This window comes from Leifsonia sp. 22587 (genome assembly GCF_052044215.1).
Taxonomy (GTDB): Bacteria; Actinomycetota; Actinomycetes; order Actinomycetales; family Microbacteriaceae; genus Leifsonia; species Leifsonia shinshuensis_C.
This window is the reverse complement of sequence record NZ_JBQENB010000004.1, coordinates 34,737-55,820: the sequence shown is the minus strand read 5'-3', so window position 1 is coordinate 55,820 and position 21,084 is coordinate 34,737. Positions and strand designations below refer to the sequence as shown.

Sequence of the window (21,084 nt, the reverse complement as noted above, 5' to 3'; positions counted from 1 at the left end):
AGCACATGGCGAAACAGTCCATCTTCGGGCGGATCTCGCAGTTGATGCGGGCGAACATCAACGCCCTCCTCGACCAGGCGGAGGACCCGGAGAAGATGCTGGACCAGATGGTCCGCGACTTCACGAACAGCATCGCCGACGCCGAGAGCGCCATCGCCGAGACGATCGGCAACCTGCGGCTGCTCGAGGACGACCACCGCGAAGACGTGGAGGCTGCGAGCGAGTGGGGCGACAAGGCGCTGGCCGCCAGCCGTCAGGCCGACCAGTACCGGGCGTCCGGGGATGCCGACAACGCCGACAAGTTCGACAACCTGGCCAAGGTCGCGCTGCAGCGGCAGATCTCCGCCGAGAACGAGGCCAAGGCGGCGGAGCCGCAGATCGCCGCCCAGACCGAGGTGGTCGAGAAGCTCAAGACCGGCCTCAACGGCATGAAGGAGAAGCTCGAGCAGCTGAAGAGCAAGCGCGCCGAGCTGATCGCGCGGGCCAAGAGCGCCCAGGCGCAGGCCCAGGTGATCGATGCGGTCAAGAGCGTCGACATCATGGACCCGACCAGCGAGGTCTCCCGCTTCGAGGAGAAGATCCGCCGCGAGGAGGCCAAGGTCCGCGGGGCGCAGGAGCTCGCAGCCTCCAGCCTGGACTCCCAGTTCGAGCAGCTCGACGACCTCGGCGAGATGACCGAGGTGGAGGCTCGGCTCGCCGCCCTCAAGTCCGGTGGCGCGCAGGCGGCCGTGACGTCGGGTCCCCAGGGGTGAGCGGGGCCTCGTTCCTGGTCGTGCCGCAGTGGCAGGGCTCCGGGTCGTCGCGCGCCATGCGCCTCATCGACGGCGCCGACGCCATCCGCGGCGACCTCCCGACCGCGCGCACCCACCAGGTGCCGGTGCCCGCGGCGGCGGGCGAGTCGCTGGGCACGGGCGTGAACCGGTTCTCCTCCCTCGCGGTCGTCCGCGAGGCCACGCAGGCCGAGCTCGGGCTGCTGGAGGCGCCGGTCGTGACGATCGGGGGCGACTGCGGCGCCGAGCTCGCCGCGGTGCAGCACGCGCTGGCCGCGCATCCACCCGGCGACGTCGCCGTCGTGTGGTTCGACGCGCACGGAGACCTGAACGACGTCGAGTCCTCCCCCTCCGGCGCGTTCTGCGGCATGGTGCTGCGGGCGATCCTCGGCGACGGTCCGGAGGGGCTGGCCTCCACCGGCGCGGACCGGCTGGATCCGGCCCAGCTGGTGCTGGCGGGCACGCGAGCGCTCGACGACGGCGAGTCCGCCTACGTGGACGAGCACGGCATCCGGGTCGTGGCCTCGGGCGAGCTCGACGATCCGGAGACGATCGTGAACGCGGTCGCGGCCACCGGCGCGAGCGCGGTGTACCTCCACATCGACCTCGACGTGCTCGACCCCTCCGCGATCGAGGGCATCGGTTCGCCGGAGCCGTTCGGGGTGCAGCCGGAACGGCTCACCGAGACGATCCGCGCGCTGCGGCGGCGGTTCGAGCTCGCGGGCGCGGGGCTCATGGAGTTCGCGCCGGAGACGCCGGACGCCGCCGGGCACGACCTGCCGGTGATCCTGCGCATCCTGGGTGCCCTCACCGGGCCGACCGGCGCGCCGGGCGGGGCGGACGGTGACCGCTAGCGTGGGAGACATGAGCGAGCCCAAGATCCTGACCGAGCGGCGCGGCCACATCCTGCTGATCGGCCTGAACCGCCCCGACAAGCGCAACGCCGCCGACTTCGAGCTGCTCAGCCGGCTGGCGGACGCCTACGGCGAGTTGGAGCGCGACCCGGAGCTGCGCGTCGGACTCGTGCACGCGGTCGGAGACCACTTCACGGCCGGTCTCGATCTCGCCGACCTGGGGCCCCGCATCGGCCGCGACGGGCTCTCGTTCGTCGGTCCCGACGGCGTCGACCCGTGGCAGGTCTCCGGCCGCCAGCTGACCAAGCCCGTGGTCATCGCCGTGCAGGGCACCTGCCTGACGCTCGGGATCGAGCTGATCCTCGCCTCCGACATCGCCGTCGCCGCACGCGGCACCCGGTTCGGCCAGATCGAGGTGACCCGCGGCATCCTGCCGTTCGGCGGCGCGACCCTCCGCTTCCCGCGGGCGGTCGGCTGGGGCGACGCGATGCGCTACATCCTCACCGGCGACCTGTTCGACGCCGAGGAGGCGCACCGGATCGGGCTGGTGCAGGAGGTCGTGGACGACGGCGCCCAGTTCGACCGCGCCCTCGAGCTGGCCGAGCGGATCGCCGCGCAGGCGCCTCTCGCCGTGCAGGCCGCGCTCGCCAACGCGAAGCGGGCGGTGCGCGACGGCGACGCCGCAGCGGAAGCGGAGCTGCAACCGACCCTGGTGCGGCTCGTCGCCAGCGAGGACGCCCGCATCGGGATGGAGGCGTTCCTCACGCGCACGGAGGCCCGGTTCGTGGGCCGCTGAATCCATCCGTTCCACCCGGCACGACGAACAGACAGAGAGCGGACGGCGCCGCGGCGTCCCGCAGAGCAGGAGAGAGCATGAGCGAGACCAGGGACTACGACGTCATCGTGATGGGCGCGGGCGCCATCGGCGAGAACGTCGCCGACCGGGCCGTGCAGGGCGGGATGCGCACCGTCATCGTCGAATCCGAGCTGGTCGGCGGCGAATGCTCCTACTGGGCGTGCATGCCGTCGAAGACGCTGCTGCGCAGCGGCGCCCTGCTGCGCGCGACGCAGAAGGTCGGCGGAGCCCGCGAGGCCGTCACCGGCCCGCTCGACGTCGCCGCCGTGCTCAAGCGGCGCGACGACATGACCAGCAACTGGAAGGACGACGGCCAGGTCGAGTGGCTGAACGGCGCCGGCATCGACCTCGTGCGCGGCTGGGGTGTCATCACCGCGCCGAAGGAGGTGACGGTCACCGCCGAGGACGGCACGGTCACCGTGCTCCGGGCGAAGCACGCGGTCGCCGTGTCGACCGGGTCCGCCGCCCTGATGCCCGACATCCCGGGCCTCCGCGAGAGCGAGCCGTGGTCGAGCCGCGAGGCCACGAGCGCGCAGCGCGTGCCGGTCTCGCTCGCCATCCTCGGCGGCGGGGTCGTCGCCACCGAGATGGCGACGGCGTACGCCGGCTTCGGCACCGAGGTGCACCTGATCGCGCGCGGTTCGCTGCTCGGCGGCGACGAGCCGTTCGCGGGCGAGCTGGTGGCCGCCTCCCTCAAGAAACTCGGTGTCGTGCTGCACCTGGACCAGACGACCGAGCGCGTCGAGCGGACGGACGACGACGGATTCCGCCTGCAGCTCGACGACGGGACGGTCGTGGAGACCGACGAGTTCCTCGTCGCGACCGGTCGCGTGCCCCGCACGTTCGGCATCGGCCTCGACGCCTTCGGGCTGGAGGACGGCGCCTGGCTGAACGTGGACGACAGCATGCGCGTGCTCGGCGCCGACGGCGAGCCGGTCGACGGCGGCTGGCTCTACGGTGTGGGCGACGTCAACCACCGGGCCCTGCTCACGCACCAGGGCAAGTACCAGGCGCGCGCCGCGGGCGATGCGATCGCCGCCCGCGCGCACGGGCGCGAGGTGTCGCTGGAGCCGTGGGGCGCCTTCGTCGCGACCGCGGACCACGAGGCGGTGCCGCAGGTGACGTTCACCGACCCGGAGGTCGCGTCCGTGGGGCTGACCGCCGAGCGCGCCGAGAAGGCCGGCTACCGCATCCGGGTGGTCGACTACCCGATCGGGAGCGTGTCGGGCGCGCACGTCGTCGCGGACGGCTACGAGGGCACGGCGCGCATGGTGGTGGACGAGGACCGGAAGGTCGTCCTCGGCGTCACGTTCGTCGGTCAGGACGTCGGCGAGCTGCTGCACTCGGCGACGATCGCGGTCGTCGGCGAGGTGCCGCTCGACCGGCTGTGGCACGCGGTGCCGTCGTACCCCACCATCAGCGAGGTCTGGCTGCGCCTGCTCGAGACGTACGGCCGGCCCGAGAAGTGACCGCCTTCGACCGCACGCCGCTCGGCATCCTGCTGCTCGACTCCCCGGTGAGCCGCGCGGGCTACCTGTACGCCACGGCCGTGGGCCTCGCCTGGGGCTTCCTGTGGAGCACCGGCCGGGTGGAGCGGCGGGCCGGGCTGACCGTCTTCCGCGGCATGCCCCGGCGCACCTTCGGGCGCGGCGGCTCGTGCGTCGGCGGCGTCTACCTGACCGACCACAACGTGACGGACGACGTGCTGGAGCACGAGGCCGTCCACAAGCGGCAGTGGCAGCGCTACGGGATGCTGTTCCCGCTGCTCTACTTCGTGGCGGGGCGCGACCCGCTGCACAACCGGTTCGAGATCGAGGCAGGCCTCGAGAAGGGCGGCTACCGATGACGCGGACCGTCGTGATCACGGGCGCGAGCTCCGGCATCGGCGCGGTCGCCGCGGAGCAGCTGTCGGCGGGCGGCGACGAGGTCGCTGTCGTCGGCCGCAACCCGGAGCGGACCCGCGCCGTCGCGGAGCGGATCGGGGCGACGCCCTTCCTCGCCGACTTCGAACGGCTCGACGACGTGCGGGCGCTGGCCGCCGCGCTCCTCGACCGCTACGACACGATCGACGTGCTCGCCAACAACGCGGGCGGGCTGTACCACGACCGCGAGCTGACGGCGGACGGGCACGAGCGCACCATCCAGGCCAACCACCTGGCACCGTTCCTGCTCACCGCGCTGCTGCGTCCCCGGCTGGTGGAGACGGCGGCGGCCGGGCGCGACGTCCGCGTCGTGTCGACCGCCAGCCTCGCGAACCGCTTCGGCAACCTCCGGGTCGACGACCTCGACTGGGAGCGCCGGCCGTGGCAGGGCGGCTGGCGCGCCTACGGCACGGCCAAGCTGGCGACCATCCTGTTCGCCTCCGAGCTCGCGGAGCGGCTCACCGGCACCGGCGTCACGGCGTACTCGTTCCATCCCGGCACGATCGCCACGAACTTCGGCAACTCGTCGCCGCTGATCCGGTTCGGCCACCTGGTCACGCGCAGCAGCTTCGGCATCCCGGTGCAGGCGGGCGCGGCGCCGCTGCTGCTGCTCGCCGGCCCCGCGCCGGTGGGCGCGCCCAGCGGGACGTACTTCGACCGGCTCAACGCCAACGGGCGCACCAACCCGCAGGCGGGCAACGCGCAGCTCGGCCGGGACCTGTGGGCGGTGACGGAGACGCTCGTCGGGCTCGACGTGCCCGCCTGAGTGCCGGCCGGCCGACGGCGATCGAAGGGTCGCGCGTCAGCGCAGGGCGGGGGCGACGACGGCGTCGTGCGCCATGCCGACCGTCTCGACGAGGTGGTCGCGCACCTCCGTCACCAGGGCGTAACCGCCGGTGACGATGGCGCGGGTCTCGCCCGGGCCGTCGCACAGCATCTCGGCGCACCAGGCGCGGACGGCACGGGATGCGGCCTCGCCGCGGGCGCAGCGCTCCCCGGTCCCGGGGCGACCGCTGCGGTCGGACCGCGTCAGCCAGGTGACCGTCATCCGCATCGGAGTCGCCAGCGGCGCGACCTGGGCGGCGTCCTCCACCTCGACGAACACGCGTCCACGGGCGCACAGCGGCAGCAGGGCCAGCTCGGCCTCCAGCTGCGTGAGCGACGTCTCGTCGCCGACGACGAGGAACTGCACGCGGTCGTCATGATGCGCGGTCGCGGCGGTGTGGGAGGCGTGGTCGGGACGGTACATCGTGGTCCAGTATAGGCAAGCCTTACCTCACATCCACCGGCTCCGAGCGCATCCTCAGCGTGACCGCATCCCTTCCGGAGGGTGGCGGTTCGCGGCATGATCGGAGCATGCGACCCTCCGCCTCGTCCCCGATCGCCCCGATGCTCGCGAAGGCGGTCCCCGCCGTGCCGGAGCCCGACAGCGTCGCCGGCGGCCTCAGCTACGAGCCGAAGTGGGACGGCTTCCGCGCCATCGTGTACGCCGAGGGCGACGGCGCGGTGGAGTCGGTGGAGATCGGCAGCCGCGGCTCCAAGATGCTGACCCGGTACTTCCCCGAGCTGGTGGATGCGTTCCGCCGCATCCTGCCCGCGCCGTGCGTGCTCGACGGCGAGATCGTGGTGCCCACCGGCGAACCGGGCAGCCAGCGGCTGGACTGGGAGGCGCTGTCGCAGCGCATCCACCCGGCCGCGAGCCGCGTGAACCTGCTGGCCGAGCAGACGCCCGCGACGTTCGTCGCGTTCGACCTGCTCGCGATCGGCGACGAGTCGTACGTCGACCGTCCGTTCGGCGAGCGCCGTGCCGCGCTGGAGGAGTTCGCCGGAGACCTGCCCGCGCCGATCGAGCTGACCCGCACCACGACGGATGTCGAGCTGGCGCGGCGCTGGCTGGTCGAGTTCGAGGGCGCCGGGCTGGATGGCGTGGTCGCCAAGCCGCTCGCCGGACCGTACGCCCCGAACAAGCGGACGATGCTGAAGATCAAGCACCACCGCACCGCGGACGTCGTGGCGCTCGGCTACCGCATCCACACGAGCGGGCGCGGGGTCGGCTCGCTTCTCGTCGGGCTGTACGACGGCGACGGCCAGCTGCGCAACGTGGGCGGCGTCTCCGCCTTCACCGACGCCAAGCGGCTCGCCCTGATCGACGAGCTGGAGCCGCTGGTGGAGCGGGACGACAGCGGCGCGGCGATGACCGGCGAGACGGACCGCAGCCGCTTCTCGGGCAGCAAGGACGTGTCGTTCGTCCGGCTGCGGCCGGAGCGCGTGCTGGAGGTGCGTTACGACCAGATGGAGGGGATGCGGTTCCGTCACACCGCCCAGTTCGAGCGCTGGCGTCCCGACCGGGAGGCGCGCTCGTGCTCGTTCGAGCAGCTGGACCGGCCGATCGCGTACGACCTCGGCGACGTGCTGACCTGAGCCGCGGCCGCCGCCGCCCCGAGCCGCCCGACCTATCGTCGGTGGAAAGCGCTCACATCTCCGACGCAACGCTCTGCCGCGGGAGATTCGCGGCGATCGGCGCGAAAACTCCGACGCACGGGCACGGATCTCCGACGGCAGCGGGCGCGGACCTCCCACGGTAGCGAGCACGGATGTCCGAGGCACGCGAACGGCAGCAAGAGCCCGAGGGGCGGAGGCCCGCGCTGATCTATCGTCGGCGGAAAGCGCTCACATCTCCGACGCAACGCTCTCCCGCGGGAGATTCGCGGCGATCGGCGCGGAAACTCCGACGCACGGGCACGGATCTCCGACGCACGCGAGCGGATCTCCGACGGTCGCGGGCGCGGACCTGCGAGGCACGCGCACGGTAGCCGACGCTCGACGGGCGGATGGGCCGCCGAGCTATCGTCGGTGGAAAGCGCTCACATCTCCGACGCAAGGCTCTCCCGCGGGAGAATCGCGGCGATCCGCGCGCGAACTCCGACGCACGCGCGCGGATCTCCGACGGTAGCGACGGCGCGCGGGGCGGAGGAGGCGGGCGGCGATTGCGCGCTCGCGCGGGGCGTGGTTGCGTGGCCGGCATGGCGGACGAGGAGCGGCCGGGCGCCGAACGGTTCCTTCCGGCCGAGCGCGACCTTCCGGCGCTGCGAGCCGCGGCGGCGGAGTGCCGCGGCTGCGAGCTGTACCGCGACGCCACGCAGGTCGTGTTCTCGACTGGGCGCGCGGGCACGCCGCTGATGCTGGTCGGCGAGCAGCCGGGCGACCGGGAGGACGTGGAGGGCGAGCCGTTCGTCGGGCCGGCCGGCCGCATCCTGGATCAGGCGCTGGGCGACGCCGGGATCCAGCGGGCCGACGTGTACCTGACGAACGCCGTGAAGCACTTCCGCTTCCACCGGCAGGGCAAGCGCCGCATCCACGAGAAGCCCGCGGTCGGCAACATCGTGGCCTGCCACCCCTGGCTGGAGGCGGAGCTCGCCGTCGTGCGGCCGCGCGTCGTGGTGTGCCTGGGGGCCACCGCCGGGCGCAGCGTGCTGGGCCGCGCGGTGCGCATCGGCGAGGAGCGCGGAAAGCTGCAGGAGGCGGACGGCCGCTCGGTCCTCGTCACCACGCACCCGTCGGCGCTGCTGCGGCTGCGGGACGACCCGGGATGGGATGCCGCCTACGACGCGTTCGTCGCCGACCTCGAGACGGCGGCCCGGGCCGCGGCACAGGCGACAGGCGAAGCCGCGGCACAGGCGACAGGCGAAGCCGCAGCCGAACGCGCAGCCGACTGACGCTGGCCGCGCCCTACGCCTTCTTCGCCCGGCTCGGCTGGACGCGCGGCGGCTCGCCGGGCATCTTTGGGTAGTCGGGCGGGAACGGCAGCTCGCCGAGCCCCTTCGACAGGTCGCGTTCCCACCAGCCGAGCAGTTCGTCGATCCGGCCGGGGTCCGCAGCGAACGACTCCCACGGGTCTCCCGTCGTGCGGAGGCGCTCCGGCATCGTCAGGATCGTGAACTGCTCGGGCGAGATCCGCTCCAGCTCGTCCCACGTGATCGGTGCCGAGACCGGGGCGTGCGGCAGCGCGCGGGGGCTGTAGGCGCCGGCCATGGTGCGGTCGCGGTTGGCCTGGTTGAAGTCGACGAAGATCCGCTCGCCGCGCTCCTCCTTCCACCAGGCCGTGGTGACGCGGTCGGGCATCCGTCGCTCGAGCTCGCGGGCCGCCGCGATCACCGCGTGCCGCACATCCAGGAACTCCCGCTCGGGGACGATCGGCGCGAAGACGTGGAGGCCGCGGTTGCCGGAGGTCTTGATGAAGGCGGTGAGCCCCGCCTCCTGCAGCACGGCCCGCAGTTCGATGGCGGCCGGGACGGCCTCCGCGAAGCCGGTGCCCGGCTGCGGGTCGAGGTCGATGCGCAGCTGGTCCGGGTTGTCGGAGTCCTCGGCGCGCGACGGCCACGGGTGGAACACCACCGTGTTCATCTGCGCGGCCCAGACGGCGGCGGCCGGTTCGTCGATGACGAGCTGGGGATGCGACCGGGCGCTCGGGTAGACCACGGGGACCGACCGCACGTAGTCGGGCGTGCCGCGCGGCGGGTTCTTGGAGAAGAACTGCTCCCCGTCGATGCCGTCGGGGAAGCGCTGCAGCGAGACCGGCCGGTCGCCGTTCGCCCGGACGAACGCCTCGCCGACCTCGACCAGGTACTTCGCCACATCCAGCTTCGTGATGCCGTCCTGCGGGAAGATCACCCGGCCAGGGCTCGAGATGCGCACCTCCCGGTCGCCCTGGGGTCCCGGAACCGTGAGGATGACCGCGTCGCCTGCCATGCGACCACCGTACCGCTCCGAACCGACGGTGACCGTGATGTGAATTCCTTGTGGGATGCCGTCGCGTCGCTTGAGCCGAGCCGCGAGTGGGACAGAATGGCAGGGCAGGCGCGAATGCGCCTGCCCGCGACGGTGGACGTCGAGAAGAGGTGCATGACCCTGAGGATCGTGAGCTACAACCTCCGCAAGCACGCCGCGAGCGGTGAGCTGTCGGGTATCGCCGAGGCCTACGACGTCGACGTGCTGTGCCTCCAGGAGTGCGACAGCGAAGCCCTCCCGCAACGGCTGCACCACCTCGCGCTTGCGGACACCACTCGGGCCAACCGGCTCGGGCTCGCGGTGTACGTGCGCGACGAGCGCTACGAGATCCTGAACACTCAGGTGTTCGCCGTGCAGAAGTCGCTGCACGACCGGGTGCTCGCGCCCGCCAACGAGCGCCTGCTGGCCGTGCACCTCCGCGACCGCGACAGCGGCGAGGACATCCTGGTCGGCTCGTTCCACGCCGCCCCGCTGACCGCCCTCAACTCGCTGCGCCGCAAGCAGATCGCCGCCGCGCACGACGGGATGCGGTCCCTCTCCCCCGAGACCCCCGCGGTGATGGTCGGCGACTTCAACTACCCGTGGTTCATCCGCGGCCTCGAACGGCACCTCACCACCTCCGGCTACACGCTGAAGCGGACGACGGAGCCCACCTACCTGCGCTACAAGTTCTTCTCCGGCTACTTCGACTTCGTCACGTCGACCGGTTTCGAGATCGAGCGGGTGGATGTGCTGCCCGCCGGCGCCTCGGACCACCGGCCGATCCGGCTGGACGCCGAGCTCGCGGCCTGACGCCGAAGCACGACGCGGCCCAGCCCCTCCCCTGGCAGGATGGGACCGTGACCGACATCGTGCCCTCCGCCCTGCTCGTGATCGACCTGCAAAAGGGCGTGCTGCCCGGCTGCTTCGACGCCGAGGGCGTGCTCGCCCGCGTCGTGCGGCTCGTCGACCGGGCCCGTTCCGCAGGCACTCCGGTCGTCTGGGTGCAGCACGAGGAGGACGGGATGGAGCAGGGCACGACCGCGTGGGAACTGGCCGACGGCCTCGTTCCCGCGGAGGGCGAGCCGCGCATCCTGAAGCACTACCGCGACGCGTTCGCCGACACCGACCTGGATGACGTGCTCGAGCGTCTCGACGTCGGTCGGCTGGTCGTGACCGGCGCGCAGAGCGACTACTGCGTCCGCACCACCGCGCAGAGCGCCGCCGTGCGCGGCTACGACGTGACGCTCGTCTCCGACGCCCACACCACGACGGACACGGAGTGGGATGGCGTCGAGATCTCGGGAGAGCAGATCGTCGCGCACACGAACCGCTACTTCGACGGGCTGCGCTACCCCGGGCAGCTCTTCGGGGTGGAGCCGGCGGCGTCCGTGCCCGTCTGACCCCGGCGCGACCCCGGCGCCACACTCGGCGCCGCACCCGGCGCGACACCAGCCCATGGGCCCCGGTCCGGGCCTCGTCCCGATCCGGCTGTCGGCGTACGGTGAACCCGTTCCGACGATCGGGGTGGTGTCGATGGAAGTCCCCGCATGGCTGACCGGATGGCTGGCCGGCGACGACTACACGATCGCCCGCGAGATCCTCGAGCGGGGTGTCGCGGCGCTGTACTTGGTCGCGTTCGTCTCCGCGGTGAACCAGTTCCCCGCCCTGCTCGGCGAGCACGGCCTGCTCCCGGTGCGGCGTTTCCTGCGGCACCCGTACGCGCGGAAGCAGCCGACGCTGTTCCGCTGGCGGTACTCCGACCGACTGCTCCGGGCCGTGGCGTGGACCGGCGCGGCGCTCTCCGCCCTGATCGTGCTCGGCGTCGTGCAGCTCGCGCCCACGTACGTGTTCGTCCCCGTCTTCCTGATCGTGTGGTTCCTGTACCTCTCGATCGTGAACGTCGGGCAGACCTTCTACGGGTTCGGCTGGGAGAGCCTGATCTGCGAGGCGGGTTTCGTCGTCGCCTTCCTCGGCGCGTGGGACACCGCTCCCCCGATCACGATCGTGTTCTTCGTCCGCTGGCTGGTGTTCCGGCTGGAGTTCGGCGCCGGGATGATCAAGATGCGAGGCGACCGCTCGTGGCGCGACCTGACGGCGCTGTACTACCACCACGAGACGCAGCCGATGCCCAACCCGTTCAGCCGCACCGCGCACCTGCTGCCGAAGTGGTGGCACCGGGTGGAGGTGCTCGGCAACCACTTCGCCCAGCTCATCGTGCCCTGGTTCCTGTTCGCGCCGCAGCCGGTGGCGAGCGTCGCGGCGGCCGTCATGATCCTGACGCAGCTGTGGCTGGTGCTCACCGGCAACTTCGCCTGGCTCAACTGGATCACCATCGTGCTGTGCTTCGCCGGGGTGAGCGACGGCGTCTGGTCCTGGCTGCTGGGCGGCGCCGACGTCGGCGCCTTCGGTGCCGAGACCGTGCCGCTCTGGTACGCCGTGGTGGCGGTCGCCGTGACGGTGTTCCTCATCGTGCTGAGCTGGCCGCCGCTGCGGAACCTGTTCGCACGCCGCCAGCTGATGAACGCCTCCTTCAACCGCTGGCACCTGGTGAACGCCTACGGCGCGTTCGGGAGCGTCACGAAGGAGCGCTACGAGGTCGTGGTGGAGGGCACCGCCGACGACCCGTACGACCCGGAGGCGCGGTGGGAGGAGTACGGCTTCCGCGGCAAGCCGGGCGACCCGCGCCGGGTGCCCCGCCAGTTCGCCCCGTACCACCTGCGGCTGGACTGGCTGATGTGGTTCCTCGCGCTCGGCTCGCGCGACTCGCCCTGGTTCGAGGTGCTGCTGCTGCGGCTGCTGGAGGCGGACGGCCCGACGCTGAGGCTGCTCCGGCGCGACCCGTTCGGCGGCCGGGCGCCGCGGGCCGTGCGGGCGCGGATGTTCCTCTACCGGTTCAGCACCCACGCCGAGAAACGCGAGACCGGGGACATCTGGGTGCGCTCCGAGGTCGGCGAGCTCGTGCCGCCGGTGAGCCTGCGCTCCGGTCAGTAGCCGGTGCGCTCCTCCTCCAGCCGGGCGAGGTCGCGCCAGATCAGCAGCCGGAGCCGCGCCGGCTTCTCGCGCTCGTAGTCGGCCTTCAGCGCCTCGGCGCCCGAGAAGGCGTCGAGGCCCGCCTCGATGGCGCGCCCCACCTCGTCCCACGCGTCCTGCCGGCCGCGCTCGACCAGCGCCAGCAGCTCCTCCTCGGAGTCGGCCTTCCGGCGCAGGGCCGCGGCGAGCGCGATCGCGGCGTCGCGGCGCAGCCGCAGGTTGTCCGCATCCACCCGGCGGTAGTCGTGGGGGTGCTCGGCGTCGCCGCTCAGCTTCTCGGCCGCCTCCAGCTCCTCCTCGATGCGGCCCGCCGCCACGCCCTGCTCGGAGGCGAGCTCGCGCAGCATCGCCGCGGCCTCCATGGCGTGCAGCGCCGGGTCGTACGAGTTGCCGTACTGGATGGTGTCGACGACGATGTGGTTCTTCACCGACATGCGCGTGGCGTATTCCGCGAGCAGCATGCCCTCCTCGACCGACTGCTCGAGGGTGGGCGTCGCGGGCTCCGGGAGGGCGTGCTCGTCGAAGGGCCGCGTGCGCGTCGTCTTCTCGACGCGCTTGCGGAACCGCTTCGGCCAGCGCATGGGACTCCTCGGATGGGGCGGCCGTCGTGCCGCCTCCTCCCATTCTGTCCGATGGCGGGCCGCTTTCAGCGGCCTGTGAAGAACCCGTTCGCTCGGCGGGTGAAGAGCAGCACGATGATCAGCAGCGACCAGAGGATCTGGACGATGCCGCTCGCGACCTGCCCCGTGAAGAGCATCAGCAGGCCATTCAGGATGTCGATCACCATGACGACGGTGACCACCGTCCGCGCGCCCGGGCTGCCGCGCAGCAGGCCGCGCGCGACGATGACGACGATGATGCCGAGCAGGATCGAGATGATGGCCGCCGTGGTGATGCCGGCGACCGAGCCGCCGTTCGGGCCGGCCATCTGATCGCGGGTGATCAGCAGGATCACGCCGCCGATGATGTTCAGGATGCCGTTGATGTAGGTGAGGACGGCCACGAACGTGACCGATCCGGGACGTGCCGCCATGCCGTGTCCTCCGCTCCGCCGCGGGGCGCTTCTCGCCCGGGCGCTTCACCGGTAGCTTGGCGGATATGGCCGGTTATCGCTACGAGTTCGAGGCGGAGCTGTTCCGCTGGGCGTCCCGCCGCGAGTTGTGGGTGTTCGCGCAGCTGCCGCCGGACGTGTCGGAGGAGATCCGGTTGCAGCCGCATCCACCGGCCGGGTTCGACTCCGTGAAGGTGGTCGTCACCCTGGGCGGCTCGCGCTGGTCGACGTCGATCTTCCCGCAGGCCGACGGCAGCTACGTCGTCCCGATCAAGGGCGCGGTGCGCCGCGCGGAGGGCGTCGAGCTCGGCGACCGGGTGCGGATCGGCGTCGAGACGCTGCTGTGACGCCCTAGCGCGTCCCCGACATGATCGTGTTCAGGGCGAGCACGATGATCAGGCCGTTGAAGAAGTAGCTGAGCACCGAGTGCCAGACGATGGTCCAGCGCATCCGCGTCGCCAGCACCTCGACGTCGGAGGCGGCGAACGTGGTGCCGAGCGTGTAGGCGAAGTACACGAAGTCGACGAAACGCGGGACCGGCGCGGGCGTGCCCTCGGGATGCGGGAAGCGCAGCATCGGCTCCGGGTCCGCGAAGTACCGCTGGTAGTAGATCTGCGAGAAGCCCCAGTGCAGGAACCCCCACGCGAGGAGCATCGACCACACCCCGACGAAATCGGTGACCGATCCGATCTGCGGGTCGTTGTGCAGGGCGAGCACCTGGATCGCCGCGGTGAGGCCGATCAGGCTGGAGAGGATGGTGGCGACCATCGAGATCAGGCGGGCGATGCGGCTGGTCTCCCAGCGGGCCGGCCGCGCATCGGACAGCGCCGGCCGCCGCGCCACACGCCCCAGCACGATCAGTACGACGACGAGGTAGAGCGTGCCGATCCCGCACCAGGTGGCGAGCAGTTCGAGGGTCGTGGCGTCGTCCTCGGAGAGCACGACCAGCCACACCCCGACGACGATCATCGCCAGCTGGGCCAGGAGGCTCGCGACGAGGCCCAGGACGACCATCGGCCGCCGCACGGGCGCGCTCTGCGACATACCTGGATGCTAGCGGTGCCGCGCCGCGTTCCCGGGTAGCGCGGGGCGCAGGGCAGGATGGAGGGGTGCAGCCCCTCCTCGTCGTCGCCGCGGTCCTCCGCGACGGCGACCGCGTGCTGGCCTGCCGCCGCGCGCCCGGCAAGGACGCCGCCGGGCGCTGGGAGTTCCCCGGCGGCAAGGTGGAGGCGGGCGAGACGCCGGAGGCCGCGCTGGAGCGCGAGATCGGCGAGGAGCTCGGGGTGCGCATCCACGTCGGGACTCTGCTCGACCGCACGGTGACGACGCGCGCGCAGGGCCGGCCGATCGACCTGGCCTGCTACGCCTGCGGGCTGGACGGCGACGTCCCGGTCGCGAGCACCGACCACGACGAACTGCGCTGGGTCGCCCTCGAGCACCTGAGCACGCTGGAATGGGCCGAGGCGGACCTCGCCGCGGTCGCCGTCCTGACCCGGGAGGTCGTATGAGGGCCCTGTACTACGAGCGCTTCGGCGGACCGGTCGAGGTCGGCACGCTCGCCGACCCTGCGGTGCCGGACGGCGGCGCCGTCATCCGGGTGGAGGCGTCGGGGCTGTGCCGGAGCGACTGGCACGCCTGGGCGGGCCACGACGACTCCGTCGCGCTGCCGCACGTTCCGGGCCACGAGTTCGCGGGCGTGGTCGAAGCCGTCGGCCGCGGCGTGACCCGCTGGCGCGCCGGCGATCGGGTCACGGCGCCGTTCGTCAACGGCTGCGGCGAGTGCGAATGGTGCCTCTCCGGCCAGGCGCAGGTGTGCCCGCGGCAGACGCAGCCGGGCTTCACGCAGTGGGGGTCGCACGCGCAGCTGGTCGCCGTGCGCGCCGCCGACACGAACCTGGTGCGCGTGCCGGACGGCCTCTCGTCGGACGCGGCGGCGAGCCTCGGCTGCCGCTTCGCGACGGCGTACCGCGCGGTCACGACGCGGGCACGCATCCAGCCCGGGGAATGGCTCGCCGTCTACGGCGCCGGTGGAGTGGGCCTCAGCGCCGTGATGATCGCGGCCGCCCTCGGAGCGCGCGTCGTCGCGGTCGACCGCGCCCCCGCCGCGCTGGAGCTCGCGGCGCGGCTCGGGGCCGAGAGCACCGTCCCGGCGGGATGGGAGGCGCCCGCGCTCGTGACCGAGCTCACGAACGGCGGTGCCCACGCCTCGATCGACGCGGTGGGATCCGCGGAGACTGCGTCCTCGAGCATCCGGTCGCTCCGGCGGCGCGGCCGCCACGTGCAGGTCGGCCTTCTCGCCTCGGCGGTCCCGGAGCTGCCGCTCGACCGCGTGATCGCCTGGGAGCTGGACGTGCTCGGCAGCCACGGCATGGCCGCCGCCGACTACCCCGCCATGCTCGACCTGGTCGCCGCCGGCCGCCTGCGCCCGCAGGAGCTCGTCGGCCGCTCTGTCGGCTTCGCCGAGGCCGCGCGGCTGCTGGAGACCGCCGACTCTGCGCCCCCGACGGGCATCGCGGTGCTGCATCCGGCAGGATGAGGACATGCGCATCTCTGACTTCGAACGCCCGGACACGGCCGCGGCCCGCGCCGCCGTCCAGATCGCGACGACGTATCACACGCCCTCGCTGCTCAACCATGTGGAGCGGTCGTGGCTGTGGGCCGAAGGCTTCGCCGTGCTGCGTGGCCTCGACGCCGACCACGAGCTGCTCTTCGTGTCGGCCCTGCTGCACGACCTCGGCATCGTGCCCGAGTTCGACAACGCGACGCTCGCCTACGAGGACGCCGCCGGTCACGTCGCGATCGCGCTGACCGCGGGCGCCGGGTGGGAGCCGGAGCGCCGGGTCCGCGCCCACGAGGTGATCGTGCGGCACAACTGGCCCGAGGTCGACCCGGCGATGGATGCGGAGGGTCACCTGCTCGAGATCGCCACCGCGCTCGACATCTCCGGCGCCCGCGCCGACGACCTGCCGCTCGACTTCCGCCGGGAGGTGCTCACCGCCTACCCGCGGCTCGAGCTCGCCGCCGAGTTCGGCGCGTGCGTCGCCGACCAGGCCGAACGGAAGCCCGACACCTCGGCGCGCCGCCTCGTCGACGGCGGCGTGCAGCGGAAGCTCCGCGACAACCCGCTGGAACGTATCCTCGAAGGGTGATCGCCGCATCCCCCGCCCCCGTCGTGCTCTCCGCCGACGTGTGGCGGGAGCGCGAGCGCGCCCACGCCGAGCGGGCCGACGCGCTCACGGCGGACCATCGGGCGCGGGCGGCCCGCGGCGAGAAGCACCCGGTGTGGGACTTCCTCTTCACCTACTACTCGTACTCGCCCGCACAGCTGCGGCGCTGGCATCCCGGCGCCGGTGTCGAACTGGCCGACGCGGCAGACGACGCGCGCGCGTCCTGGCGCTGGTACGCGCCCGGCGCATCCACCGGCTCGCTCGTCGTCGACCGGCCCGCCATGGAGGCGGAGAAGGCGCCGCTGCTGCGGACCGTCGAGCGCATCCTCCGCTCCACCGCGTCGCGGCCGGGACGGTTCGGCTGCTTCGGGCTGCACGAGTGGGCGATGGTGTACCGGCAGGACGAGCACCGGCATCCCGTCCCCCTGCGGCTCGGGCGGGAGGCGACGGACGCCGTGGTCGAGTCGCACGAGCTGCGCTGCACGCACATCGACGCGTTCCGCTTCTTCACGCCCGACGCGGTGCCGCTCAACCGGTTCGCGCCCACCCGTGAGACGCAGCCGGAGCTGGAGCAGCCGGGCTGCCTGCACGCCGGGATGGACGTCTACAAGTGGGCGATGAAGCTCGGCCCGCTGGTGCCCGGCGAGGTGCAGCTCGACGCGTTCGAGCTCGCCCGCGACATCCGGCTGCTCGACATGCAGGCGTCGCCGTACGACATGCGGCCGTGGGGCGCCGAGCCTGTCGCGATCGAGACCGCCGAGGGCAAGGCGGAGTACGTCCGCCGGCAGCGCGCCTTCGCCGAGCGGTCGAACGCGCTGCGGGCGCGCATCCTCGACATCTGGCCGGGCGTGGAGCAGGCCGCCGCCTGAGCTCAGCCGCCCTTCTTCTTGGTCGGCTTCGGTGTCGGCGTGCTCCCGCCGCCGGGTGGCGGGTTGGTCGAGGCGGCCGCGCCCTGCCCGTTGCTCACGGTGAGCGTCACCGAGTCGCCGTCCTCGAGCGATGCGCCGGCCGCCGGGTCGCTCGCCGCGACCGTTCCGGCGGGCTGGTCGCTCGGCACCGGGTTCGGGTCGACGGTCACGTCGAGGCCCAGTCCCTCCAGCAGCTTCTGCGCGACGTCGGGCTGCTTGCCGGTGACGTCCGGCATGGTGATCTGGCTGCCGTAGAGCACGGCGTCGGTCGGTTCGGTGAAGTCGGAACCGCCGTACAGCGCGTTGACCGCCTTGAGGATCGGCTTCGCGATCGAGAACTTGACGTTGCCGCCGCCGACCCCGTTGAAGTACAGCGAGCGGAGCGGCGTCTGGCCGGACACGTTCCCGACCCAGGTTGCCGTCGCGACCTTGGTGGTGGATGTGATCAGCCAGTTCTCGAGGGAGTCGTCGGTCGTGCCGGTCTTCGCCATGATCGGGACGCCGTCGTACGGGTTGGCGCTGGCGGCGGTGCCGCCGCCCTTGATCACGCCCTCCAGGGCGTACGTCACGCCCGCTGCGATGTCGGGCTTCAGCCCCTGGGTGCAGGTCGTCTTGCTGACCTTGTGCTCGGTGCCGTCGGCGTTGACCACCCGGTCGATCGCGATCGGGGTGCACACCGTGCCGTTGTTGGCGATGCCGGCGTAGGCGGTGGCCATGGTGAGCGGTGAGATGTAGTTCACGCCGAGGATCATCGACGGCGTCTGCACCCACGGGTTGCTCTTCGACGCGGGATGCACGCCGAGCCCCTTCGCGGCGTTCACGATCGAGCACAGGTCCACCTTGGTGCCCATCTCCGCGAACGCGGTGTTGACCGACTCCGCTGTCGCGGACATCACCGAGAGGCGGCTCGCCGAGCCCTCGTCGTTCGTGACCGGCCAGGCCGGACCGTCGATGTTCGCGCAGGTGTTTGTGAAGTCGGACGTCGGGAACAGGTGCTGCGAGGCGTTCACCGTCTCGTACAGGCTGTGGCCCGCCTCCAGCCATGCCGCCAGGTCGAACGCCTTGAACGTCGAGCCGGTCTGGAAGCCCTGCGAGCCTCCGTAGTCCTCGTCCGTGTTGTAGTTCACCGCGGTCGTGCCGTCGATCGGCGTGTCCGTGTTGTTGAAGGCGCGGTTCTGCACCATCGTCACGATGCGCCCGGTGCCCAGCTCGAGCGCGACGTTGGACGCGCCGAGGTCGATGCCGGGACGGGATCCGGGGATGTACTTGCTCAGCGACGCCTGCGCGACCTGCTGCAGGTCGAGGTTGAGGGTCGTGTAGATCTTCAGTCCGCCGCGGTTGAGGGTCTGCAGGCGGTCGTCGGCCGTCGCTCCGTAGGCCGGATCGGTCAGGATGACGTCGCGCACGTAGTCGCAGAAGAAGGCGGCGTTGTACTGCTGCGCGGCCGCGCATCCCTGGGTCGTCGGCGTGATCGTCGGCGTGATCTTCGTGGCCTTCGCCTCGTCGCGCTGCTGCTTGGTGATGGTGTGCGTGATGTACATGCGGTCGAGCACGTAGTCGCGGCGCGCCTTGGTCAGCGCGTAGCCGTTGGCGGCGCCGTTGTCCTTGTTGTCGGGCTCGTCGATCCGCAGGTTCGCCGGGTTGTTCAGGATGGCCGCGAGCGTGGCAGCCTGGGCGAGGTCGAGCTTCGCGGCGGTCGTGCCGAAGTAGTACTGCGCGGCCGCCTGCACGCCGTAGACCTGGCCGCCGAAGCCGACGACGTTGAGGTAACCGGTGAGGATGTCCTTCTTGCTGTAGTTCTTCTCCACCTCGACGGCGTAGCGCATCTCCTGCACCTTGCGCTGAAGGGTCACGCCGGCAGCATCCGCGTAGCACGCCTGGACCTTCTTCTGGCTCGTCAGCGCCTCGCACTTCTCGACCTCGACGTTCTTCACGTACTGCTGCGTGATCGACGAGCCGCCCTGCACGTCTCCCCCGGCCACGGTGGCGACGGCGCCGCGCAGCGTGCCCCAGATGTCGACGGCCCCCTCGGTGTAGAAGCGCGGGTCCTCGGCCGAGACGGTCGCATCCTTCATGGTCTGCGCGATCTGGTCGAACGAGACGTCCTGCCGGTTCTGCGCGAAGAAGGTGGCGATGGGCACATCCTGGCCGCCCTGCTTGGCGTAGACGGTCGAGTTCTGCGCGAACTGCTGGATGTGCAGGTCGGCCGGCAGCGCATTGAAGTCGTTGACGCCGGCGGCCGCTGTTGCGCCGACTCCCAGGAAGCCGGGCAGCAGGAACAGCGAGCTGAGCACGGCGGCGACCAGGGCGAGGCCCAGGAACTGGGCGACCAGCCCTCCGCGGGTGCGTGCGGGCTTCAGCTCGAAGCGCTTGACGGGCTCGAGCCGCTCATCGAGGGCGGCCAGGCGTGCGGGCAGGCGGGATCGATCGGATTCGGGCACGCCCTCCAGGCAACCAGGCCTTTCTGGGCGGCAACAGGGGGTTGCATGTGCGTCGCTTCGCAGATGTTCAGGATGCGCACATCCCGGATGCCGACGCATCCACGTGGACTTTGACCCCAGTTCGGGTGGGACGCCAGTAGGGTCTGCCGCTGTCTGAGCGGCCAATCGCTAATGTCTGAGACGACACTCACTCGGGAGATTCAATGGAGTTTGCAGAAGTCCTCGCGGCCATGGCACAGAAAGTCGCCAATCAGCGCGAAGCGATTCACACAGAAGAAGCGACCAAGAACGCTTTCGTGATGCCGTTCATCTCGAACGTCTTGGGATATGACGTCTTCGACCCACTGGAGGTCGTGCCTGAATTCACGGCCGATGTGGGCATCAAGCGCGGCGAGAAGATCGACTATGCGATCGTCCGCGACGGCGAAGTGCAGATGCTCATCGAGGCGAAGAAGTCGACGGAGCCGTTGACCATCGAGAACGCCTCACAGCTCTACCGCTACTTCGCCGTGACCAACGCTCGAGTCGCCGTCTTGACGAACGGCCAGGTGTACCAGTTCTACACCGACCTCGACGCGCCGAACCGTATGGACGACAAGCCCTTCCTGGTTCTCGACCTGCTCGATATCGACGAGACCTTGATTCCCGAGCTGCGCAAGCTCACCAAGGACGCTTTCGACCTCGACTCGGTGATCAACGCCGCAGGCGAGCTGAAGTACATCGGACAGATCAAGCGAGCCCTCTCTGCGCAGTTCCGCGAGCCCGAAGACGAGTGGATCCGGTTCTTCATCAGCCGCGTCTACGACGGCTCCATCACCGCACGGGTGCGTGAGCAGTTCGCCCCGCTGGTGATCAAGGCGACGAAGCAGTTCCTGAACGATCAGGCCAACGAGCGGCTGAAGTCGGCGCTGGGCGGATCCAGCTACGCAACCGCGGATGCGGCACCGGGTGAGGTCGTGACCAGTCAGCCCGCCGCCGATGATGACCTCAATCGCGACACGGAGATCGAGACGACCCTCGAAGAGCTCGAGGGCTACCAGATCGTTAAGGCAATCGCCTGCAGCGAGGTCAAGCCACAGCGTGTGGCGCAGCGCGACTCGAAATCGTACTTCGCCGTCCTGCTGGACGACAACAATCGCAAGCCAGTTGCGCGGCTCCACTTCAACGGGAAGTCCAAGAAGTACCTGGGACTCTTCGACGAAGACAAGAACGAGACGAGGCACGAGATCGCGTCGCTGGACGAGATCTACCGCTTCGCGGACGACATCAGGGAGACAGTCCGGCGTTACGCCTGATCTGACCCATCGAGGGGGCG

General features: G+C 71.3%; 23 protein-coding genes. 17 read left to right on the top strand and 6 right to left on the bottom strand.

Annotated elements, in window-relative coordinates:
* The first annotated feature begins 5 nt into the window (after positions 1-5).
* The 6 genes from ACTJI1_RS16010 to ACTJI1_RS15985 all read left to right on the top strand — a co-directional run bounded on the left by ACTJI1_RS16010 (position 6) and on the right by ACTJI1_RS15985 (position 5,168).
* Positions 6-752 carry a PspA/IM30 family protein gene (locus ACTJI1_RS16010; protein WP_440743436.1) on the top strand — a complete coding sequence of 249 codons (747 nt, stop codon included), beginning with the start codon at positions 6-8 and terminating at the stop codon, positions 750-752.
* Entirely contained in the window at positions 749-1,624 is an 876-nt protein-coding gene (locus ACTJI1_RS16005; RefSeq protein ID WP_310128206.1) for an arginase family protein, read from the top strand. Before ACTJI1_RS16010 ends, ACTJI1_RS16005 begins: the two co-directional genes overlap by 4 nt.
* Before the next feature lie 10 nt (positions 1,625-1,634).
* Entirely contained in the window at positions 1,635-2,420 is a 786-nt protein-coding gene (locus tag ACTJI1_RS16000; protein ID WP_440743435.1) for a crotonase/enoyl-CoA hydratase family protein, read from the top strand.
* A 77-nt stretch (positions 2,421-2,497) separates the two neighbouring features.
* Positions 2,498-3,949, top strand: a complete 1,452-nt coding sequence (locus ACTJI1_RS15995; RefSeq protein ID WP_440743434.1) for a dihydrolipoyl dehydrogenase family protein — start codon at positions 2,498-2,500, stop codon at positions 3,947-3,949.
* A complete protein-coding gene (locus tag ACTJI1_RS15990) occupies positions 3,946-4,326 on the top strand; it encodes a Fe-S oxidoreductase (RefSeq protein ID WP_310128200.1) in 381 nt (126 codons plus the stop codon). The genes ACTJI1_RS15995 and ACTJI1_RS15990 overlap by 4 nt, the downstream gene beginning before the upstream one ends.
* The gene (locus ACTJI1_RS15985; protein ID WP_440743433.1) at positions 4,323-5,168 is read left to right on the top strand and encodes an SDR family NAD(P)-dependent oxidoreductase; all 846 of its coding nucleotides are present in this window, start codon (positions 4,323-4,325) and stop codon (positions 5,166-5,168) included. Before ACTJI1_RS15990 ends, ACTJI1_RS15985 begins: the two co-directional genes overlap by 4 nt.
* Before the next feature lie 36 nt (positions 5,169-5,204).
* Here the strand turns inward: ACTJI1_RS15985 and ACTJI1_RS15980 are convergent, their stop codons facing one another.
* The gene (locus ACTJI1_RS15980; protein ID WP_440743432.1) at positions 5,205-5,651 is read right to left on the bottom strand and encodes an SIP domain-containing protein; all 447 of its coding nucleotides are present in this window, start codon (positions 5,649-5,651) and stop codon (positions 5,205-5,207) included.
* Between the two features lie 107 nt (positions 5,652-5,758).
* On the opposite strand from ACTJI1_RS15980, the gene ACTJI1_RS15975 reads away from it, so the two are divergent.
* Together ACTJI1_RS15975 and ACTJI1_RS15970 are read left to right on the top strand one after the other, a co-directional pair.
* A complete protein-coding gene (locus tag ACTJI1_RS15975) occupies positions 5,759-6,823 on the top strand; it encodes an ATP-dependent DNA ligase (RefSeq protein ID WP_440743431.1) in 1,065 nt (354 codons plus the stop codon).
* A 602-nt stretch (positions 6,824-7,425) separates the two neighbouring features.
* Positions 7,426-8,118 (top strand): UdgX family uracil-DNA binding protein, encoded by a 693-nt coding sequence (locus tag ACTJI1_RS15970; protein WP_440743430.1) that lies wholly within the window; start codon positions 7,426-7,428, stop codon positions 8,116-8,118.
* Between the two features lie 13 nt (positions 8,119-8,131).
* Here ACTJI1_RS15970 and ligD read toward each other — a convergent pair whose 3' ends face one another.
* Positions 8,132-9,151 (bottom strand): non-homologous end-joining DNA ligase, encoded by a 1,020-nt coding sequence (gene ligD, locus ACTJI1_RS15965; protein ID WP_440743429.1) that lies wholly within the window; start codon positions 9,149-9,151, stop codon positions 8,132-8,134.
* Between the two features lie 153 nt (positions 9,152-9,304).
* Between ligD and ACTJI1_RS15960 the strand changes: the two genes are divergently transcribed.
* From ACTJI1_RS15960 to ACTJI1_RS15950, 3 genes are all read left to right on the top strand, one after another.
* The gene (locus ACTJI1_RS15960; RefSeq protein WP_310128190.1) at positions 9,305-9,982 is read left to right on the top strand and encodes an endonuclease/exonuclease/phosphatase family protein; all 678 of its coding nucleotides are present in this window, start codon (positions 9,305-9,307) and stop codon (positions 9,980-9,982) included.
* 47 nt (positions 9,983-10,029) lie between these two features.
* Complete coding sequence (locus ACTJI1_RS15955; protein ID WP_440743428.1) at positions 10,030-10,572, top strand: cysteine hydrolase family protein; 543 nt, start codon at positions 10,030-10,032, stop codon at positions 10,570-10,572.
* A 133-nt stretch (positions 10,573-10,705) separates the two neighbouring features.
* Positions 10,706-12,163, top strand: coding sequence for a lipase maturation factor family protein (locus ACTJI1_RS15950; RefSeq protein WP_440743427.1), 1,458 nt, complete (start codon positions 10,706-10,708; stop codon positions 12,161-12,163).
* On the opposite strand, the gene ACTJI1_RS15945 is transcribed toward ACTJI1_RS15950, so the two are convergent.
* A complete protein-coding gene (locus ACTJI1_RS15945) occupies positions 12,157-12,783 on the bottom strand; it encodes a hypothetical protein (RefSeq protein ID WP_310128184.1) in 627 nt (208 codons plus the stop codon). The two genes, ACTJI1_RS15950 and ACTJI1_RS15945, sit on opposite strands and share 7 nt — an antisense overlap.
* A gap of 65 nt (positions 12,784-12,848) precedes the next feature.
* On the bottom strand, positions 12,849-13,235 hold the full coding sequence (locus ACTJI1_RS15940) for a DUF7144 family membrane protein (RefSeq protein WP_440743426.1): 387 nt from the start codon (positions 13,233-13,235) through the stop codon (positions 12,849-12,851).
* Positions 13,236-13,300: 65 nt separating this feature from the next.
* On the opposite strand from ACTJI1_RS15940, the gene ACTJI1_RS15935 reads away from it, so the two are divergent.
* On the top strand, positions 13,301-13,600 hold the full coding sequence (locus tag ACTJI1_RS15935) for a DUF1905 domain-containing protein (RefSeq protein ID WP_310128180.1): 300 nt from the start codon (positions 13,301-13,303) through the stop codon (positions 13,598-13,600).
* 4 nt (positions 13,601-13,604) lie between these two features.
* On the opposite strand, the gene ACTJI1_RS15930 is transcribed toward ACTJI1_RS15935, so the two are convergent.
* Complete coding sequence (locus tag ACTJI1_RS15930) at positions 13,605-14,297, bottom strand: DUF1345 domain-containing protein (protein ID WP_440743425.1); 693 nt, start codon at positions 14,295-14,297, stop codon at positions 13,605-13,607.
* Positions 14,298-14,362: 65 nt separating this feature from the next.
* Between ACTJI1_RS15930 and ACTJI1_RS15925 the strand changes: the two genes are divergently transcribed.
* From ACTJI1_RS15925 to ACTJI1_RS15910, 4 genes are read left to right on the top strand one after another with little or no spacing between them, the layout of a single operon-like run.
* Positions 14,363-14,761, top strand: coding sequence for a (deoxy)nucleoside triphosphate pyrophosphohydrolase (locus tag ACTJI1_RS15925; RefSeq protein WP_440743424.1), 399 nt, complete (start codon positions 14,363-14,365; stop codon positions 14,759-14,761).
* Positions 14,758-15,789 (top strand): alcohol dehydrogenase catalytic domain-containing protein, encoded by a 1,032-nt coding sequence (locus tag ACTJI1_RS15920; RefSeq protein ID WP_440743423.1) that lies wholly within the window; start codon positions 14,758-14,760, stop codon positions 15,787-15,789. The genes ACTJI1_RS15925 and ACTJI1_RS15920 overlap by 4 nt, the downstream gene beginning before the upstream one ends.
* Before the next feature lie 4 nt (positions 15,790-15,793).
* Positions 15,794-16,402, top strand: coding sequence for a cyanamide hydratase (locus ACTJI1_RS15915; RefSeq protein WP_440743422.1), 609 nt, complete (start codon positions 15,794-15,796; stop codon positions 16,400-16,402).
* On the top strand, positions 16,402-17,289 hold the full coding sequence (locus ACTJI1_RS15910) for a 3-methyladenine DNA glycosylase (protein WP_440743797.1): 888 nt from the start codon (positions 16,402-16,404) through the stop codon (positions 17,287-17,289). Before ACTJI1_RS15915 ends, ACTJI1_RS15910 begins: the two co-directional genes overlap by 1 nt.
* 2 nt (positions 17,290-17,291) lie before the next feature.
* Here ACTJI1_RS15910 and ACTJI1_RS15905 read toward each other — a convergent pair whose 3' ends face one another.
* Positions 17,292-19,769, bottom strand: a complete 2,478-nt coding sequence (locus tag ACTJI1_RS15905; RefSeq protein ID WP_440743421.1) for a transglycosylase domain-containing protein — start codon at positions 19,767-19,769, stop codon at positions 17,292-17,294.
* 203 nt (positions 19,770-19,972) lie between these two features.
* Between ACTJI1_RS15905 and ACTJI1_RS15900 the strand changes: the two genes are divergently transcribed.
* Positions 19,973-21,064, top strand: coding sequence for a type I restriction endonuclease (locus ACTJI1_RS15900; RefSeq protein ID WP_310128168.1), 1,092 nt, complete (start codon positions 19,973-19,975; stop codon positions 21,062-21,064).
* Positions 21,065-21,084 lie beyond the last annotated feature (20 nt).

What these genes read in the sequence shown, in the direction of transcription:
- ligD (WP_440743429.1), bottom strand. Translation starts at nt 9,151, where the DNA reads ATGGCAGGCGACGCGGTCATCCTCACGGTTCCGGGACCCCAGGGCGAC.
- ACTJI1_RS15950 (WP_440743427.1), top strand. Translation starts at nt 10,706, where the DNA reads ATGGAAGTCCCCGCATGGCTGACCGGATGGCTGGCCGGCGACGACTAC.
- ACTJI1_RS16010 (WP_440743436.1), top strand. Translation starts at nt 6, where the DNA reads ATGGCGAAACAGTCCATCTTCGGGCGGATCTCGCAGTTGATGCGGGCG.
- ACTJI1_RS15935 (WP_310128180.1), top strand. Translation starts at nt 13,301, where the DNA reads ATGGCCGGTTATCGCTACGAGTTCGAGGCGGAGCTGTTCCGCTGGGCG.
- ACTJI1_RS16000 (WP_440743435.1), top strand. Translation starts at nt 1,635, where the DNA reads ATGAGCGAGCCCAAGATCCTGACCGAGCGGCGCGGCCACATCCTGCTG.
- ACTJI1_RS15920 (WP_440743423.1), top strand. Translation starts at nt 14,758, where the DNA reads ATGAGGGCCCTGTACTACGAGCGCTTCGGCGGACCGGTCGAGGTCGGC.
- ACTJI1_RS15995 (WP_440743434.1), top strand. Translation starts at nt 2,498, where the DNA reads ATGAGCGAGACCAGGGACTACGACGTCATCGTGATGGGCGCGGGCGCC.
- ACTJI1_RS15975 (WP_440743431.1), top strand. Translation starts at nt 5,759, where the DNA reads ATGCGACCCTCCGCCTCGTCCCCGATCGCCCCGATGCTCGCGAAGGCG.
- ACTJI1_RS15970 (WP_440743430.1), top strand. Translation starts at nt 7,426, where the DNA reads ATGGCGGACGAGGAGCGGCCGGGCGCCGAACGGTTCCTTCCGGCCGAG.
- ACTJI1_RS15940 (WP_440743426.1), bottom strand. Translation starts at nt 13,235, where the DNA reads ATGGCGGCACGTCCCGGATCGGTCACGTTCGTGGCCGTCCTCACCTAC.
- ACTJI1_RS15945 (WP_310128184.1), bottom strand. Translation starts at nt 12,783, where the DNA reads ATGCGCTGGCCGAAGCGGTTCCGCAAGCGCGTCGAGAAGACGACGCGC.
- ACTJI1_RS15930 (WP_440743425.1), bottom strand. Translation starts at nt 14,297, where the DNA reads ATGTCGCAGAGCGCGCCCGTGCGGCGGCCGATGGTCGTCCTGGGCCTC.
- ACTJI1_RS15915 (WP_440743422.1), top strand. Translation starts at nt 15,794, where the DNA reads ATGCGCATCTCTGACTTCGAACGCCCGGACACGGCCGCGGCCCGCGCC.
- ACTJI1_RS15980 (WP_440743432.1), bottom strand. Translation starts at nt 5,651, where the DNA reads ATGTACCGTCCCGACCACGCCTCCCACACCGCCGCGACCGCGCATCAT.
- ACTJI1_RS15900 (WP_310128168.1), top strand. Translation starts at nt 19,973, where the DNA reads ATGGAGTTTGCAGAAGTCCTCGCGGCCATGGCACAGAAAGTCGCCAAT.
- ACTJI1_RS15985 (WP_440743433.1), top strand. Translation starts at nt 4,323, where the DNA reads ATGACGCGGACCGTCGTGATCACGGGCGCGAGCTCCGGCATCGGCGCG.
- ACTJI1_RS15960 (WP_310128190.1), top strand. Translation starts at nt 9,305, where the DNA reads ATGACCCTGAGGATCGTGAGCTACAACCTCCGCAAGCACGCCGCGAGC.